The sequence below is a fragment of the Citrobacter braakii genome (assembly GCF_002075345.1).
GTDB classification, from domain to species: Bacteria; Pseudomonadota; Gammaproteobacteria; order Enterobacterales; family Enterobacteriaceae; genus Citrobacter; species Citrobacter braakii.
In genome coordinates, this window is record NZ_NAEW01000004.1 from 410990 (window position 1) to 425800 (window position 14811).

The 14811-nt window shown below is 53.2% G+C and carries 17 protein-coding genes; 13 read left to right on the top strand and 4 right to left on the bottom strand.

The window, feature by feature from the left end:
- Positions 1-116: 116 nt before the first annotated feature.
- The 3 genes from speA to BZK42_RS29485 all read right to left on the bottom strand — a co-directional run bounded on the left by speA (position 117) and on the right by BZK42_RS29485 (position 2462).
- On the bottom strand, positions 117-2093 hold the full coding sequence (gene speA, locus BZK42_RS11805) for a biosynthetic arginine decarboxylase (RefSeq protein WP_016154389.1): 1977 nt from the start codon (positions 2091-2093) through the stop codon (positions 117-119).
- 8 nt (positions 2094-2101) lie between these two features.
- Entirely contained in the window at positions 2102-2233 is a 132-nt protein-coding gene (yqgB, locus tag BZK42_RS11810; protein WP_049041971.1) for an acid stress response protein YqgB, read from the bottom strand.
- 91 nt (positions 2234-2324) lie between these two features.
- Positions 2325-2462 carry a hypothetical protein gene (locus tag BZK42_RS29485; protein WP_269149342.1) on the bottom strand — a complete coding sequence of 46 codons (138 nt, stop codon included), beginning with the start codon at positions 2460-2462 and terminating at the stop codon, positions 2325-2327.
- Positions 2463-3000: 538 nt separating this feature from the next.
- Between BZK42_RS29485 and metK the strand changes: the two genes are divergently transcribed.
- The 8 genes from metK (at position 3001) to ruvX (ending at position 10248) form a co-directional block, all read left to right on the top strand.
- On the top strand, positions 3001-4155 hold the full coding sequence (metK, locus tag BZK42_RS11820; protein ID WP_003027071.1) for a methionine adenosyltransferase: 1155 nt from the start codon (positions 3001-3003) through the stop codon (positions 4153-4155).
- Between the two features lie 398 nt (positions 4156-4553).
- Complete coding sequence (galP, locus tag BZK42_RS11825; RefSeq protein WP_016154390.1) at positions 4554-5948, top strand: galactose/proton symporter; 1395 nt, start codon at positions 4554-4556, stop codon at positions 5946-5948.
- Between the two features lie 77 nt (positions 5949-6025).
- The gene (locus tag BZK42_RS11830) at positions 6026-6523 is read left to right on the top strand and encodes a SprT family zinc-dependent metalloprotease (RefSeq protein WP_016157438.1); all 498 of its coding nucleotides are present in this window, start codon (positions 6026-6028) and stop codon (positions 6521-6523) included.
- Between the two features lie 94 nt (positions 6524-6617).
- Positions 6618-7325 (top strand): deoxyribonuclease I, encoded by a 708-nt coding sequence (endA, locus tag BZK42_RS11835; protein WP_016154392.1) that lies wholly within the window; start codon positions 6618-6620, stop codon positions 7323-7325.
- A 75-nt stretch (positions 7326-7400) separates the two neighbouring features.
- A complete protein-coding gene (gene rsmE / locus BZK42_RS11840; protein WP_080859198.1) occupies positions 7401-8132 on the top strand; it encodes a 16S rRNA (uracil(1498)-N(3))-methyltransferase in 732 nt (243 codons plus the stop codon).
- Between the two features lie 12 nt (positions 8133-8144).
- Positions 8145-9092: a glutathione synthase gene (gshB, locus tag BZK42_RS11845; RefSeq protein ID WP_047414456.1), complete on the top strand. Its 948-nt coding sequence runs from the start codon at positions 8145-8147 to the stop codon at positions 9090-9092.
- Between the two features lie 176 nt (positions 9093-9268).
- Entirely contained in the window at positions 9269-9832 is a 564-nt protein-coding gene (locus BZK42_RS11850) for a YqgE/AlgH family protein (protein WP_016154395.1), read from the top strand.
- Positions 9832-10248, top strand: coding sequence for a Holliday junction resolvase RuvX (gene ruvX / locus BZK42_RS11855; protein WP_003825428.1), 417 nt, complete (start codon positions 9832-9834; stop codon positions 10246-10248). Before BZK42_RS11850 ends, ruvX begins: the two co-directional genes overlap by 1 nt.
- Here ruvX and BZK42_RS11860 read toward each other — a convergent pair.
- On the bottom strand, positions 10245-11225 hold the full coding sequence (locus tag BZK42_RS11860) for a type IV pilus twitching motility protein PilT (RefSeq protein WP_080859199.1): 981 nt from the start codon (positions 11223-11225) through the stop codon (positions 10245-10247). The two genes, ruvX and BZK42_RS11860, sit on opposite strands and share 4 nt — an antisense overlap.
- A gap of 17 nt (positions 11226-11242) precedes the next feature.
- Between BZK42_RS11860 and BZK42_RS11865 the strand changes: the two genes are divergently transcribed.
- Genes BZK42_RS11865 through hemW form a run of 5 tightly spaced genes read left to right on the top strand, consistent with a single transcriptional unit; the run spans position 11243 to position 14549 of the window.
- Entirely contained in the window at positions 11243-11947 is a 705-nt protein-coding gene (locus BZK42_RS11865) for a YggS family pyridoxal phosphate-dependent enzyme (protein WP_016154400.1), read from the top strand.
- 18 nt (positions 11948-11965) lie between these two features.
- Complete coding sequence (locus tag BZK42_RS11870) at positions 11966-12532, top strand: YggT family protein (RefSeq protein ID WP_016154401.1); 567 nt, start codon at positions 11966-11968, stop codon at positions 12530-12532.
- A complete protein-coding gene (gene yggU, locus BZK42_RS11875; RefSeq protein WP_005123286.1) occupies positions 12529-12819 on the top strand; it encodes a DUF167 family protein YggU in 291 nt (96 codons plus the stop codon). Before BZK42_RS11870 ends, yggU begins: the two co-directional genes overlap by 4 nt.
- A 7-nt stretch (positions 12820-12826) precedes the next feature.
- Positions 12827-13420 carry an XTP/dITP diphosphatase gene (locus BZK42_RS11880; protein WP_016154402.1) on the top strand — a complete coding sequence of 198 codons (594 nt, stop codon included), beginning with the start codon at positions 12827-12829 and terminating at the stop codon, positions 13418-13420.
- On the top strand, positions 13413-14549 hold the full coding sequence (hemW, locus tag BZK42_RS11885; protein ID WP_019077663.1) for a radical SAM family heme chaperone HemW: 1137 nt from the start codon (positions 13413-13415) through the stop codon (positions 14547-14549). The genes BZK42_RS11880 and hemW overlap by 8 nt, the downstream gene beginning before the upstream one ends.
- Positions 14550-14811: the final 262 nt, after the last annotated feature.

Genomic DNA, 14811 nt, shown 5'->3' on the forward strand with positions numbered 1-14811 from the left:
AAAAAAATCCCCTCCGCGTCGTTAAGCCCGACGAGGAAGGGATTGATTTACGTGACTACTTGTATAGGCGAATTATCGCCGTTAATTTGCTCAGGTTCAAGCGAACCCCAACAGCATTACTCGTCTTCGAGATAGGTATATCCGTACAGACCTGCCTCAAACTCTTCGAGGAACTGCTGCTGCAACTCGGTATCCAGATCGGTGTTTTTCACCTGGTCACGGAACTGCGTTAGCAGGGTGTTCGGATCCAACTGCACGTATTGCAGCATATCCGCCACGGTATCCCCTTCGTCAGACAGCTCAACTTCCACGCTGCCGTCAGGGAAGACGAACACATCAACCGCTTCAGTATCACCGAACAGGTTGTGCATGTTGCCAAGGATCTCCTGGTACGCACCCACCATAAAGAAGCCCAGCATCGGCGGGTTCTCCGGGTCGTATTCCGGCATCGGCATGGTGGTCGCAATGCCGTCACCATCAACATAGTGGTCGATAGCGCCATCAGAGTCACAGGTGATATCCAGCAGCACCGCACGGCGCTCAGGAGCCTTGTTCAGCCCTTCCAGCGGCATCACCGGGAACAGCTGATCGATCCCCCACGCATCCGGCATCGACTGGAACAGCGAGAAGTTGACGTAAATCTTATCCGCCATACGCTCCTGCAACTCGTCGATAATCGGACGGTGCGCGCGGTTGCTCGGGTCGAGTTGTTTTTGCACATCGTGACACATGTTCAGATAGAGCTGTTCTGCCCACGCGCGTTCCTGCAGGCTAAAGGTGCCTGAAGAATACCCAACGTGAATATCGTGCAGATCCATCTGGCTGTCGTGCAGCCATTCACGCAGCGAACGACGGGTTCCCGGCTCATGCATCTCTTGCCAGGTTTCCCACATGCTTTGCAGGGCACGCGGCGCATCGTCAGCCGGAGGCGTTGCTTCGGTATGCTCGCTACGCTCAACGCCGATAATGTTAGACACCAGCACGGTATGATGCGCGGTAACAGCGCGACCGGATTCGGTAATTACCGTCGGGTGCGGCAGACCGTGCTCTTCACAGGCGTCGCCAATGGCCCAGATGATGTTGTTCGCGTATTCGTTCAGGCCGTAGTTTACGGAGCAGTCAGACTGCGAACGGGTACCTTCGTAGTCCACGCCCAGGCCACCGCCCACGTCGAAGCACTGGATATTTACGCCAAGCTTGTGCAGCTCAACGTAGAAACGCGCCGACTCACGTACGCCGGTGGCAATATCACGAATGTTCGCCATCTGTGAGCCGAGGTGGAAGTGCAGCAACTGAATACTGTCCAGACGACCGCGCTCGCGCAGCATTTCTACCAGTTGCAGCACCTGGTTTGCCGCCAGGCCGAATTTCGATTTCTCTCCGCCGGAGGACTGCCATTTGCCGGACCCTTGCGACGCCAGACGCGCACGCACGCCCAGACGCGGAACAACATTCAGTCGTTCAGCTTCATCCAGCACGATAGCGATTTCAGACATCTTCTCGATGACCAGATAGATCTTATGGCCCATCTTTTCGCCAATTAGCGCCAGGCGGATGTATTCGCGGTCTTTATAGCCGTTACACACGATCACGCTGCGGGTCATTCCGGCATGAGCCAGAACGGCCATCAGTTCAGCTTTAGAACCGGCTTCCAGCCCCAGCGGTTCGCCGGAGTGGATCAGCGATTCAATCACGCGACGGTGCTGGTTAACCTTGATCGGGTAAACGAGGAAATAGTCACCGTTGTAGCCGTAAGACTCACGGGCGCGCTTAAACGCGGCGTTAATCGAACGCAGACGGTGTTGCAGGATCTGCGGGAAGCAGAACAATGCAGGCAAACGCTGGCCCTGCGCTTCACGGGCTTTCACCAACTCAGCAAGGTCAACGCGCGCTTCTGGTACGTCGGGATCCGGGCACACGCTGATGTGGCCCAGTTCATTGACGTCATAGTAGTTATTACCCCACCAGGCAATATTGTAAGTACGCAGCATCTTGCTGGCTTCCTGGGAACTCATTGCAACCTCCTGCATGGAGCGTAGTACACCGTGTTCGCCTGCTGACGAAGGCGAACCCAAAGAAATGTCGTCAGACATAGCGAACCTCAAATTTTATTAACAAGTGTAAAACAGTTGACTACTATCGCAATCCGAAGACGCGATAACAACCCAAATACAGGCAGAATTTCCAGCAGATAGTGCTGACGCTCCGACTGTGCGACCGGTTTCTTTTTCATATCAATGTAAACACGTAACCGAACTTAATGCTGACGGTTCGGCGAAACCACGAGAAAACTCTTGTTTACCAAGAGCGCCCTTGTTCAGTTCTTAGTGACCGTTGCCGGCCCTGGAGTCCTGAGAAGCGCCGAGATGGGTATAACATCGGCAGGTATGCAAGATGCAGATTGCGGGGGACATATGTACACCAGAACGGTGCGACAGATTCAGCAGAATACAACGGTTCATTATCTCGTATCACCTCCACGGTTGCTCCTGACGGAACGAACCCACAAGCCAAAGCTAAAGTTTTAACCCGGCTGGAAGTGGCAACACGATGAAAACGTCGTGTGCTTTTTTGTCTATCCTCAATAAATCGAGTTGCGGGAAGGCGGCAACGCAGTGAATCCCCGGGCGCTTACAGGAGTAAGTGACTGGGCGAGTATTGCCAACGCACATGCAACTTGAAGTATGACGGATATGAGCCGCGCGCCGCGTTTTATACCGACAACAGTACGAAAAAGCAAAAGATAAATACGCGCATTGCCAGCACCGTCAGGAAAAATTTCCAGTTACATTTTCAGTACAATGCGAGCTCAATCAAAAAAAGCTGGAAATCAGGCGCAGAACCGCCTTAAAATAGCCGTCCAGATGTTAATCCATCTATACCGATTAACACTCAGACTGCCAGTGTCCGTCATCTGCAGACTCATGGTAGAATCTTCTACACATGGCTATTCCACTCGACAGTTTGAGCTAACTACATTCTCCTTAGGTGAAATTAAATATGGCAAAACACCTTTTTACGTCCGAGTCCGTATCAGAAGGGCATCCTGACAAAATCGCTGACCAAATCTCTGATGCCGTGCTGGATGCAATCCTGGAGCAGGATCCGAAAGCACGCGTTGCCTGCGAAACCTACGTCAAAACCGGTATGGTTTTAGTTGGCGGTGAGATCACCACCAGCGCATGGGTTGATATCGAAGAGATCACCCGTAACACGGTTCGCGAAATTGGCTATGTGCATTCCGACATGGGCTTTGATGCCAACTCTTGTGCGGTACTGAGCGCGATTGGTAAACAGTCTCCGGACATCAACCAGGGTGTTGACCGTGCGGATCCGCTGGAACAGGGCGCAGGCGACCAGGGTCTGATGTTTGGTTATGCAACCAACGAAACCGACGTGCTGATGCCAGCCCCGATTACCTATGCTCACCGTCTGGTGCAGCGTCAGGCTGAAGTGCGTAAAAACGGCACCTTATCCTGGCTGCGCCCGGATGCAAAAAGCCAGGTAACCTTCCAGTATGACGACGGTAAAATCGTCGGTATCGATGCGGTTGTTCTGTCGACTCAGCACTCTGAAGATATCGATCAGAAATCGCTGCAAGAAGCCGTTATGGAAGAGATCATCAAACCGGTACTGCCGACTGAATGGCTGACAGCTTCAACCAAGTTCTTCATCAACCCAACTGGTCGTTTCGTTATCGGCGGTCCAATGGGTGACTGCGGTCTGACGGGTCGTAAAATCATCGTTGATACCTACGGCGGCATGGCCCGTCACGGCGGCGGCGCATTCTCTGGTAAGGATCCGTCTAAAGTTGACCGTTCCGCAGCTTATGCAGCCCGCTACGTAGCGAAAAACATCGTTGCCGCTGGCCTGGCTGACCGTTGTGAGATTCAGGTTTCCTACGCAATCGGCGTGGCTGAACCGACCTCTATCATGGTGGAAACGTTCGGTACTGAAAAAGTGCCTTCAGAACAGCTGACCCTGCTGGTGCGTGAGTTCTTCGACCTGCGCCCGTATGGCCTGATTCAGATGCTGGATCTGCTGCACCCGATTTACAAAGAAACCGCCGCTTACGGTCACTTTGGTCGCGAACATTTCCCATGGGAAAAAACCGACAAAGCCGCCCTGCTGCGTGAAGCTGCCGGTCTGAAGTAATTCCCCGACGGCTCAACGCTTATGAAGACCAGCCTCGCGCTGGTCTTTTTTTATGTCATTTGCTCTCCCATCCCCCATCGCTATAACCACGCTAATTTCATTTGCTTCAATAACAAATGAAAGCGATTACATAGCACGGTATTTCTATCCACCTTGAATTCACATCTCTTCGTCACCAGCATTGCATCACTGTTACATCATATTTCAGCATTGTCTTAAAATCAGCCAATCAACTTTATTCTATAATAATAAATAATGTTAACTTTCAACCCATTAAACAATAATCCACATGAATGCCAGTGTAACCGATTACACTAATGTGATGTGATTCGCATTTTTTTACCCCGTACTCACCTACCCTTAACATCAACAAAACTAGCTACCCAACGGAGGGCATCATGCCTGACAATAAAAAAACGGGGCATTCCAACAAAGCCATGACATTTTTTGTCTGCTTCCTGGCAGCCCTGGCTGGATTACTTTTTGGCCTGGATATCGGTGTTATTGCCGGTGCTTTACCATTCATCACCGACGAGTTCCAAATTACCCCACACACTCAGGAATGGGTGGTGAGTTCCATGATGTTTGGTGCGGCAGTGGGCGCCGTCGGCAGCGGTTGGCTCTCCTTCAAGCTGGGGCGTAAAAAAAGCCTGATGATCGGCGCAATCCTGTTTGTTGCCGGTTCGCTGTTCTCCGCCGCAGCGCCAAACGTTGAAGTGCTGCTGGTTTCGCGCGTGCTGCTCGGCCTGGCAGTCGGCGTTGCGTCTTATACCGCACCGTTGTACTTGTCCGAAATCGCCCCGGAAAAAATTCGCGGCAGCATGATTTCTATGTATCAGTTAATGATCACCATCGGTATTTTAGGTGCGTATCTTTCCGATACGGCATTTAGCTACAGCGGCGCATGGCGCTGGATGCTGGGCGTGATCATCATCCCTGCCCTGTTACTGCTGGTTGGCGTCATCTTCCTGCCGGACAGCCCGCGTTGGTTTGCGGCTAAACGTCGTTTTGTCGATGCCGAACGCGTTCTGTTGCGTCTGCGTGACACCAGCGCTGAAGCCAAACGCGAGCTGGATGAAATTCGTGAAAGCCTGCAAGTGAAGCAGAGCGGCTGGGCGCTGTTTAAAGAAAACAGCAACTTCCGCCGCGCGGTATTCCTTGGCGTTCTGTTACAGGTGATGCAGCAGTTCACCGGGATGAACGTCATTATGTATTACGCGCCAAAAATCTTTGAGCTGGCGGGTTACACCAACACCACCGAACAGATGTGGGGGACCGTTATTGTCGGTCTGACCAACGTGCTGGCAACCTTTATCGCCATTGGCCTGGTTGACCGCTGGGGCCGAAAACCTACGCTAATCCTCGGCTTTATCGTCATGGCCGTCGGTATGGGCGTGCTGGGTACAATGATGCACGTGGGTATTCACTCGCCAGCCGCACAATACTTCGCTGTCCTGATGCTGCTAATGTTTATCGTTGGCTTTGCGATGAGCGCCGGTCCGCTGATTTGGGTACTGTGCTCTGAAATCCAGCCGCTGAAAGGTCGCGATTTCGGCATCACCTGCTCTACCGCAACTAACTGGATTGCCAACATGATTGTCGGCGCAACCTTCCTGACGATGCTGAACTCGCTGGGCAGCGCCAACACCTTCTGGGTCTACGGTGGCCTGAACGTACTGTTCATCTTCCTGACCCTGTGGCTGATCCCTGAAACTAAAAACGTCTCTCTGGAACACATTGAACGTAACCTGATGAAAGGTCGTAAACTGCGCGAAATTGGCGCACACGACTAATCTCGTTAGGCTTCCTCCCCCGTGGGAGGGAGCCTTCCTCTTGCAGTCCCTTCCCTGTCGCACTATCCTCTGGCGTTATGAAAACCTCCCGTCTCCCGATCGCCATCCAGCAAGCCGTTATGCGCAGCCTGCGGGAAAAACTCGCTCAGGCCAATCTCAAGCTCGAACGCCAATACCCGGAACCAAAGCTGGTTTACCAACAGCGCGGAACCGCCGCGGGTACCGCGTGGCTACAAACCTACGAAATTCGTCTTAATCCAGTTTTGCTGATGGAGAATGTTGACGCGTTCGTTAACGAAGTGGTGCCCCATGAACTGGCGCATCTACTGGTGTGGAAACACTTTGGCCGCGTACCGCCGCACGGGAAAGAGTGGAAATGGATGATGGAGAGCGTGCTGGGCGTACCGGCCCGGCGCACGCATCAGTTTGAGCTGCAATCCGTGCAGCGTAAGACCTTTACATACCGCTGTAAGTGTCAGGAACACCAACTGACCGTCCGCCGCCATAACCGCGTTGTACGCGGCGAAGCCACCTACCGCTGCGTCCACTGCGGTGAACCGTTGGTTGCAGAATAATCTTCAGAATTATCAGGAACTTTTCTGATCTAACTGATTGCATACAGGAATGACTTTCGCTACGTTGCGGGCTCGTTTTGACACGGAGTTCGTGATGTACCGTAATCTTTCTTTTGCTGCGGCCCTGTTAGCCGCTGCGTTTTCAGGCTCGGTTTTAGCCGAAGGCATCAACAGTTTTTCTCAGGCAAAAGCAGCGGGCGTTAAAGTTAACGCCGATGCGCCAGGCGATTTCTATTGCGGATGTAAAATTAACTGGCAAGGAAAAAAAGGGGTCGTTGACCTCGAATCCTGCGGCTATAAAGTGCGAAAAAATGAAAACCGCGCCAGTCGAATTGAATGGGAACACGTGGTCCCCGCCTGGCAATTTGGTCATCAGCGCCAGTGCTGGCAGGACGGAGGGCGTAAAAACTGCGCTAAAGATCCGGTCTATCGCAAAATGGAAAGCGATATGCATAACCTGCAGCCCGCGGTGGGGGAGGTCAATGGCGATCGCGCAAACTTTATGTACAGCCAGTGGAACGGTGGTGAAGGCCAATATGGACAATGCACCATGAAGGTTGACTTCAAAGAGAAAGTTGCCGAGCCGCCAGCCCGCGCCCGTGGCGCCATCGCGCGTACCTATTTTTACATGCGCGACCAATACAACCTGACGCTCTCCCGCCAGCAAACTCAGCTTTTTAATGCCTGGAATAAGCAGTATCCGGTCACCGATTGGGAGTGTGAGCGCGACGAACGCATTGCGAAGGTACAGGGGAACCATAACCCCTATGTGCAACGCGCTTGCCAGGCGCAAAAGAGCTAACCTACACTAGCAGCAATATTTTTTAACCATGCCCTGGCCTTTTGCAGCCCAGGGCCATGACGCGGATGTTTAACTATGCGCATTCCTCGCATTTATCACCCTGAGCCACTCACTTCCGGCAGCCAAATTTCACTGTGTGAAGATGCAGCCAACCATATCGGCCGCGTACTGCGTATGGGGCCAGGCCAGGCGCTACAGCTGTTTGATGGCAGCAATCAGGTATTCTACGCCGAAATCACCCACGCCAGTAAGAAAAGCGTGGACGTGAAGGTGCTTAACGCTGAACTCGACGATCGAGAATCGCCGCTGCACATCCACCTGGGCCAGGTGATGTCGCGGGGTGAAAAAATGGAATTTACTATCCAAAAATCGATTGAACTGGGTGTAAGCCTCATTACGCCACTTTTTTCTGAGCGCTGCGGCGTTAAACTGGACAGCGAACGCCTGAACAAGAAGCTCCAGCAGTGGCAGAAAATCGCCATTGCCGCCTGCGAACAGTGCGGTCGTAATCGGGTGCCTGAAATTCGCCCGGCGATGGATCTGGAAGCGTGGTGCGCCGAACAGGATGAAGGTCTGAAACTGAACCTGCATCCCCGCGCCAGCGCCAGCATCAATACGCTGCCGCTCCCGGTGGAACGCATCCGCTTGCTGATTGGCCCCGAAGGTGGGCTGTCGGCAGATGAAATTGCCATGACCGCACGGTATCAGTTTACTGATATTCTGTTAGGACCTCGCGTTCTGCGTACTGAGACAACTGCGCTCACCGCCATCACCGCGCTACAGGTGCGTTTTGGCGATCTGGGCTAACGGAGAAGAACAATGATCAAGCTCGGCATCGTGATGGATCCCATCGCAAGCATCAACATCAAGAAAGATTCCAGCTTCGCTATGCTGCTGGAAGCGCAACGTCGCGGTTACGAAATTCATTATATGGAAATGGCCGATCTCTATCTGATCAACGGTGAAGCCCGCGCCCGTACGCGTACCCTGAGCGTAGAGCAGAACTACGACAAATGGTATGAGTTCAAAAGCGAGCAGGATCTCCCGCTGGCAGATCTGGACGTCATTCTGATGCGTAAGGATCCGCCGTTTGATACCGAGTTCATCTACGCAACCTATATTCTGGAACGTGCAGAGGAGAAAGGGACGCTAATCGTTAACAAACCGCAGAGCCTGCGCGATTGTAACGAGAAGCTGTTCACCGCATGGTTTGCCGACCTGACGCCGGAAACGCTGGTCACGCGTAACAAAGCGCAGCTGAAAGCCTTCTGGCAAAAACACAGCGACATCATTCTCAAACCGCTGGACGGCATGGGCGGCGCATCTATTTTCCGCGTCAAGGAAGGCGATCCGAACCTTGGCGTTATTGCCGAAACACTGACCGAGCACGGTACCCGTTATTGCATGGCGCAGAACTATCTGCCGGCAATTAAAGACGGCGATAAACGCGTGCTGGTGGTCGATGGCGAACCCGTTCCGTACTGCCTGGCGCGTATTCCACAAGGCGGCGAAACCCGTGGCAACCTGGCAGCCGGCGGTCGTGGCGAGCCGCGTCCATTAACCGACAGCGACTGGGAAATTGCACGTCGCATTGGGCCAACGCTGAAAGCAAAAGGTTTGATTTTTGTCGGTCTGGATATTATTGGCGACCGTCTGACGGAAATTAACGTCACCAGCCCAACCTGTATTCGTGAAATTGAAGCGGAGTTCCCGGTTTCGATTACCGGTATGCTGATGGACGCCATCGAGGCACGTTTGCAGAAATAAATAAGTTGCCGGATGGCGATGCCTTCGCGTCTTATCCGGCCTACATTCGCACCCCGTAGGCTGGATAAGGCAAAGCCGCCATCCGGCAAAGCTATCTTCAGAGGGTGACATCTTCGCGCTTTGCCCACATACTGGGCTCTGTTGCTTTTTTGAACCAGGAAACAGAACCTCTGACAATGAATTTACAGCATCACTTTCTAATTGCCATGCCTGCTCTCCAGGATCCGATTTTCCGCCGTTCCGTGGTGTATATCTGTGAACACAATGAGAACGGAGCAATGGGGATTATCGTCAATAAGCCTCTGGAAAACTTACAAATTGAAGGGATTCTGGAAAAGCTGAAGATTACTCCAGAAGCACGCGATCCTGCCATTCGTCTGGACAAACCGGTGATGCTCGGCGGCCCGCTGGCGGAAGACCGTGGATTTATTCTACACACCCCGCCGTCACGCTTTGCCTCCAGTATTCGCATTTCAGATAACACTATCATCACCACCTCCCGCGATGTACTTGAAACCCTGGGTACACAGGAGCAACCATCTGAAGTGCTGGTTGCGCTGGGCTATTCATCATGGGAAAAAGGTCAACTGGAACAAGAGCTACTGGATAACGCCTGGCTCACTGCTCCCGCAGACCTCAACATCTTATTTAAAACGCCGATTGCCGACCGCTGGCGCGATGCGGCGAAGCTTATCGGGATTGATATTCAGACCATGCCTGGCGTGGCGGGACACGCCTGATGAGCGGAACATTACTCTCTTTTGATTTTGGTACGAAAAGTATCGGCGTCGCGGTTGGTCAACGCATTACCGGTACGGCGAGACCCTTGCCCGCCATCAAAGCACAGGACGGCACGCCAGACTGGAGTTTGATTGAACGCCTGCTAAAAGAGTGGCAGCCGGACGAAATCATTGTCGGCCTGCCGCTCAACATGGATGGCACTGAACAACCCCTTACTGCGCGCGCACGCAAATTCGCTAACCGCATTCACGGTCGCTTTGGCGTAACCGTAACGCTGCACGATGAACGTTTGAGCACCGTCGAAGCCCGCTCAGGCCTGTTTGAGCAAGGCGGATACCGGGCGTTGAATAAAGGCAAAGTAGATTCCGCTTCTGCCGTTATTATCCTTGAAAGCTATTTCGAGCAGGGCTACTAAAGTCGCCCCTGCGCCTGGCGCTGCTGCTGACTTTGTGCAAACGTCTGCATACCTGTCTGCTGCCCGGTTTGAATCACACCGGGTAGCTGATGCGTTTTCCCTTCGCGGATCAAATTGCCCACGGCGGGCGTGTTGACGAGCAGTTCGAATAGCGCCACGCGTCCTCCCTGCTTATCTTCCTCCAACTTTTGCGAAAGTACCGCCCGCAGGCTGTCTGCCAGCTGGTTACGCACCGGATCTTTCACCTGAGCGGGAAAGGTGTCCACCAGCCGCGCGATGGCCTGCGCCGCCCCTCGCGTATGTAAGGTTGCCAACACCAGATGCCCGGTCTCCGCTGCCGTTAAGGCCAAACGAATAGTTTCCACGTCGCGCAGCTCGCCCAGCAAAATGACGTCGGGATCTTCGCGTAACGCGCCGCGCAAACCGGCAGCAAAAGAAGCGCAGTGTACGCCCACCTCCCGCTGTTGAATAAGACAACGCTGGCTGGTGTAGCGATATTCAATCGGATCTTCCAGCGTTAGAATATGCCCCGCAATATGTTGATTAAGGTACTCCACCATCGCCGCCAGGGTGGTTGATTTACCGCTGCCGGTGGCTCCAGTGACCAGAACTAATCCATTTTCACCGTGCAGCAGTTCAGGTATGGCCTCCGGGGTCTGAAGATCGTCTAAACGAGGACATTCAAGCGGTAGCAATCTTAGCGCCAGCGAGGTTCCCTGTTGATGAGCAAATGCGCTGGCGCGTAGACGCCGGGAGTCCGCCAGCGTAAGGGCAAAATCAATCTGCCCCTGTTCCCGCCACTGTACCTGTTGTTGCTCACTGAGCCAGCACATCAGCAGATTCTCCACGTCAGGGGGAGTAAATGGTGCTATTTCGACTTTTCCACCTATGCGCCAGCGCGCAGGCCATGCATTGCACAGGTGTAGATCCGACACGTTATGCTTTACACTAAGGGCCACTATTTCTTCCATATTCATATGAACATCCTCGGAAAATGAACGATATCGCGCATAACCTGGCACATGTCCGGGACAAAATCTCAGCCGCCGCGACGCGTTGCGGGCGGTCTTCAGAAGAAGTTATGTTGCTTGCAGTCAGCAAAACCAAACCTGCGAGCGCCATCGAAGAAGCCATGACCGCAGGGCAGCGTGCCTTCGGTGAAAACTATGTCCAGGAAGGGGTGGATAAGATCCGCTACTTTCAGGAAAAAGGCGTTAACGATCTGCAGTGGCACTTTATCGGTCCGCTGCAGTCGAACAAAAGTCGTCTGGTCGCTGAACATTTTGACTGGTGCCATACGATTGATCGTCTGCGTATCGCTGCCCGTCTGAGCGAACAGCGCCCGGCGGAACTGCCGCCGCTCAATGTGTTGATTCAGATTAATATCAGCGATGAGAACAGTAAGTCAGGTATTCCGCTTGCAGAGCTTGACGCACTGGCCGCTGAGGTCGCCGCGCTGCCACGCATTACCCTGCGTGGTCTGATGGCGATTCCGGCGCCAGAGTCAGATTATGTAAGGCAGTTTGAAGTTGCACAGCAAATGGCGGTAGCATTTGCCGGGTTGAAAACACGTTACCCAAGTATCGACACGCTCTCACTGGGGATGTCTGATGATATGGATGCCGCCATTGCGGCGGGTAGCACGATGGTGCGCATCGGCACTGCCATTTTTGGTGCTCGTGATTACACTAAAAAATAAGGAAAACTAAGGAACACCATGAATACGTTGACCTTCCTGCTCTCAACGGTAATTGAGCTGTATACCATGGCGCTGCTGCTGCGCGTGTGGATGCAATGGTCTCGCTGCGATTTCTACAACCCGTTCTCGCAGTTTATTGTGAAAATCACTCAGCCCATTATTGGGCCGTTACGCCGTATCATTCCCCCGATGGGGCCAATTGACAGCGCATCGGCGTTAGTTGCGCTCGTTCTGAGCTTTATCAAGGCCATCGTGCTGTTTAAGGTGGTTACGTTCCAGCCGATCATCTGGATCGCCGCCGTGCTGATTGTCCTGAAGACTATCGGACTGCTGATTTTCTGGGTTCTGCTGGTGATGGCGATTATGAGCTGGGTCAGCCAGGGCCGCAGCCCTGTGGAGTACGTGCTGATTCAACTGGCGGATCCGCTGCTGCGTCCTATTCGTCGCTTACTTCCAGGCATGGGCGGGATCGATTTCTCGCCAATGATCCTGGTTCTGCTGCTGTATGTCATTAATATGGGCATCGCAGAAGTATTACAGGCGACAGGTAACATGCTGCTGCCGGGGCTGTGGATGGCGCTATGAGTGCCGTTACACCCTGCGATGACGGTCTGGTTTTACGGCTCTACATTCAGCCTAAAGCCAGCCGTGACAGTATTGTAGGTTTACATGGCGACGAGCTAAAAGTCGCCATTACCGCCCCACCGGTTGATGGGCAAGCCAATAGCCATCTGGTGAAGTTTCTCGGCAAACAGTTCCGCGTGGCAAAAAGCCAGGTCGTCATTGAGAAGGGCGAGCTTGGTCGTCACAAACAGGTTAAAATCATTCATCCGCAACAGATCCCGCCCGAAATTGCGGCGCTAACTGATTAGGTATCCCATGCAAAAAGTTGTCCTCGCGACCGGCAACGCCGGTAAAGTGCGTGAACTCGCCTCTCTTCTGAGTGATTTCGGTCTTGATGTTGTCGCTCAAACGGATCTGGGTGTTGATTCTGCAGAAGAGACCGGGCTGACGTTTATTGAGAACGCCATTCTGAAGGCACGTCATGCCGCGCAAATTACCGGTTTACCCGCCATTGCTGATGACTCCGGTCTGGCGGTAAATGCCCTTGGCGGCGCGCCGGGCATCTATTCAGCCCGCTATTCCGGCGAAGATGCAACCGATCAGCAGAACCTGGAAAAACTGCTCCACACCCTGCAGGATGTTCCTGATGACAAGCGCCAGGCACAATTCCACTGCGTGCTGGTGTATATGCGCCATGCAGACGATCCAACACCTGTGGTTTGCCACGGACGCTGGCCGGGCGTTATTGCCCGTGAACCTGCCGGAAACGGTGGTTTTGGCTACGACCCAATCTTCTTTGTGCCCTCTGAAGGGAAAACCGCCGCCGAACTGACCCGCGAAGAAAAGAGTGCGATTTCTCACCGCGGACAAGCACTGAAGCTGCTGCTGGATGCCCTGCGTAATGGTTAAGCTTCCGCCGTTAAGTCTTTACATACACATCCCGTGGTGCGTGCAGAAATGCCCGTACTGCGACTTCAACTCGCATGCGCTTAAAGGCGAAGTCCCTCATGACGACTATGTGCAGCATCTGCTGAGCGATCTGGATTCTGAGGTGGCCCATGCCCAGGGCCGCGAGGTAAAGACGATTTTTATCGGTGGTGGTACGCCGAGCCTGCTTTCTGGCCCGGCAATGCAAACGCTGCTCGACGGCGTGCGCGCACGGCTGAATCTCGCCGCAGATGCAGAAATCACGATGGAGGCGAATCCCGGTACGGTGGAAGCCGATCGCTTTGTGGACTATCAACGTGCTGGCGTAAACCGTATCTCCATTGGTGTACAGAGCTTTAGCTCCGCCAAACTCGAACGTCTGGGACGTATTCACGGACCGGAAGAAGCCAAACGTGCAGCGCACTTGGCGAGCGGTCTGGGACTACGCAGCTTTAACCTCGACCTGATGCACGGTTTACCGGATCAGACGCTGGAAGAGGCGCTGAGCGATTTACAGCAGGCCATCGCGCTCAACCCGCCGCATCTTTCCTGGTATCAGTTGACCATCGAGCCGAATACGCTGTTCGGGTCCCGACCACCGGTATTACCGGACGACGACGCGCTGTGGGATATTTTTGAGCAAGGCCACCAGTTGCTGACCGCCGCGGGGTATCAGCAGTACGAAACCTCTGCCTACGCCAGACCGGGTTATCAGTGTCAGCACAACCTAAATTACTGGCGTTTTGGCGACTACTTAGGCATTGGTTGCGGCGCGCACGGCAAAGTCACTTTCCCAGACGGTCGCATCCTGCGCACTACCAAAACGCGACATCCGCGCGGATACATGCAAGGACGTTATCTGGAAAGCCAGCGAGATGTCGCCGAGGCCGATAAGCCGTTTGAGTTCTTTATGAACCGTTTCCGGCTGCTGGAAGCCGCGCCTCGCGCGGAGTTCACGCAATATACCGGGCTTACCGAAGACGTTATTCGTCGACAGATCGATGAGGCCATTGCCCAGGGCTATCTGAGTGAATGCGATGAATACTGGCAGATTACCCAACACGGTAAGCTATTTTTGAATTCTCTGCTGGAGCTGTTTCTGGCGGAGTAATCTCTGTGCGCCTGTCGGCGCATTTTCTTCTACAAATTCCTCTAAATATTGTACTCGGAAAAACCGAGTACAATGCACGTCATTTATTGACAATAACCATATTAATTATTTTATTCATTTTAAATAGCCTCTTCACCAACATAAATATATTGAACACAGCGCACAAAATAAGATCAAACTGCTGCCATGCAAAAGGTATGTGATCTATATAGTGGATAGATGTCTGACAACTATATTAATTTATCATACAGAAAAAGGTGAA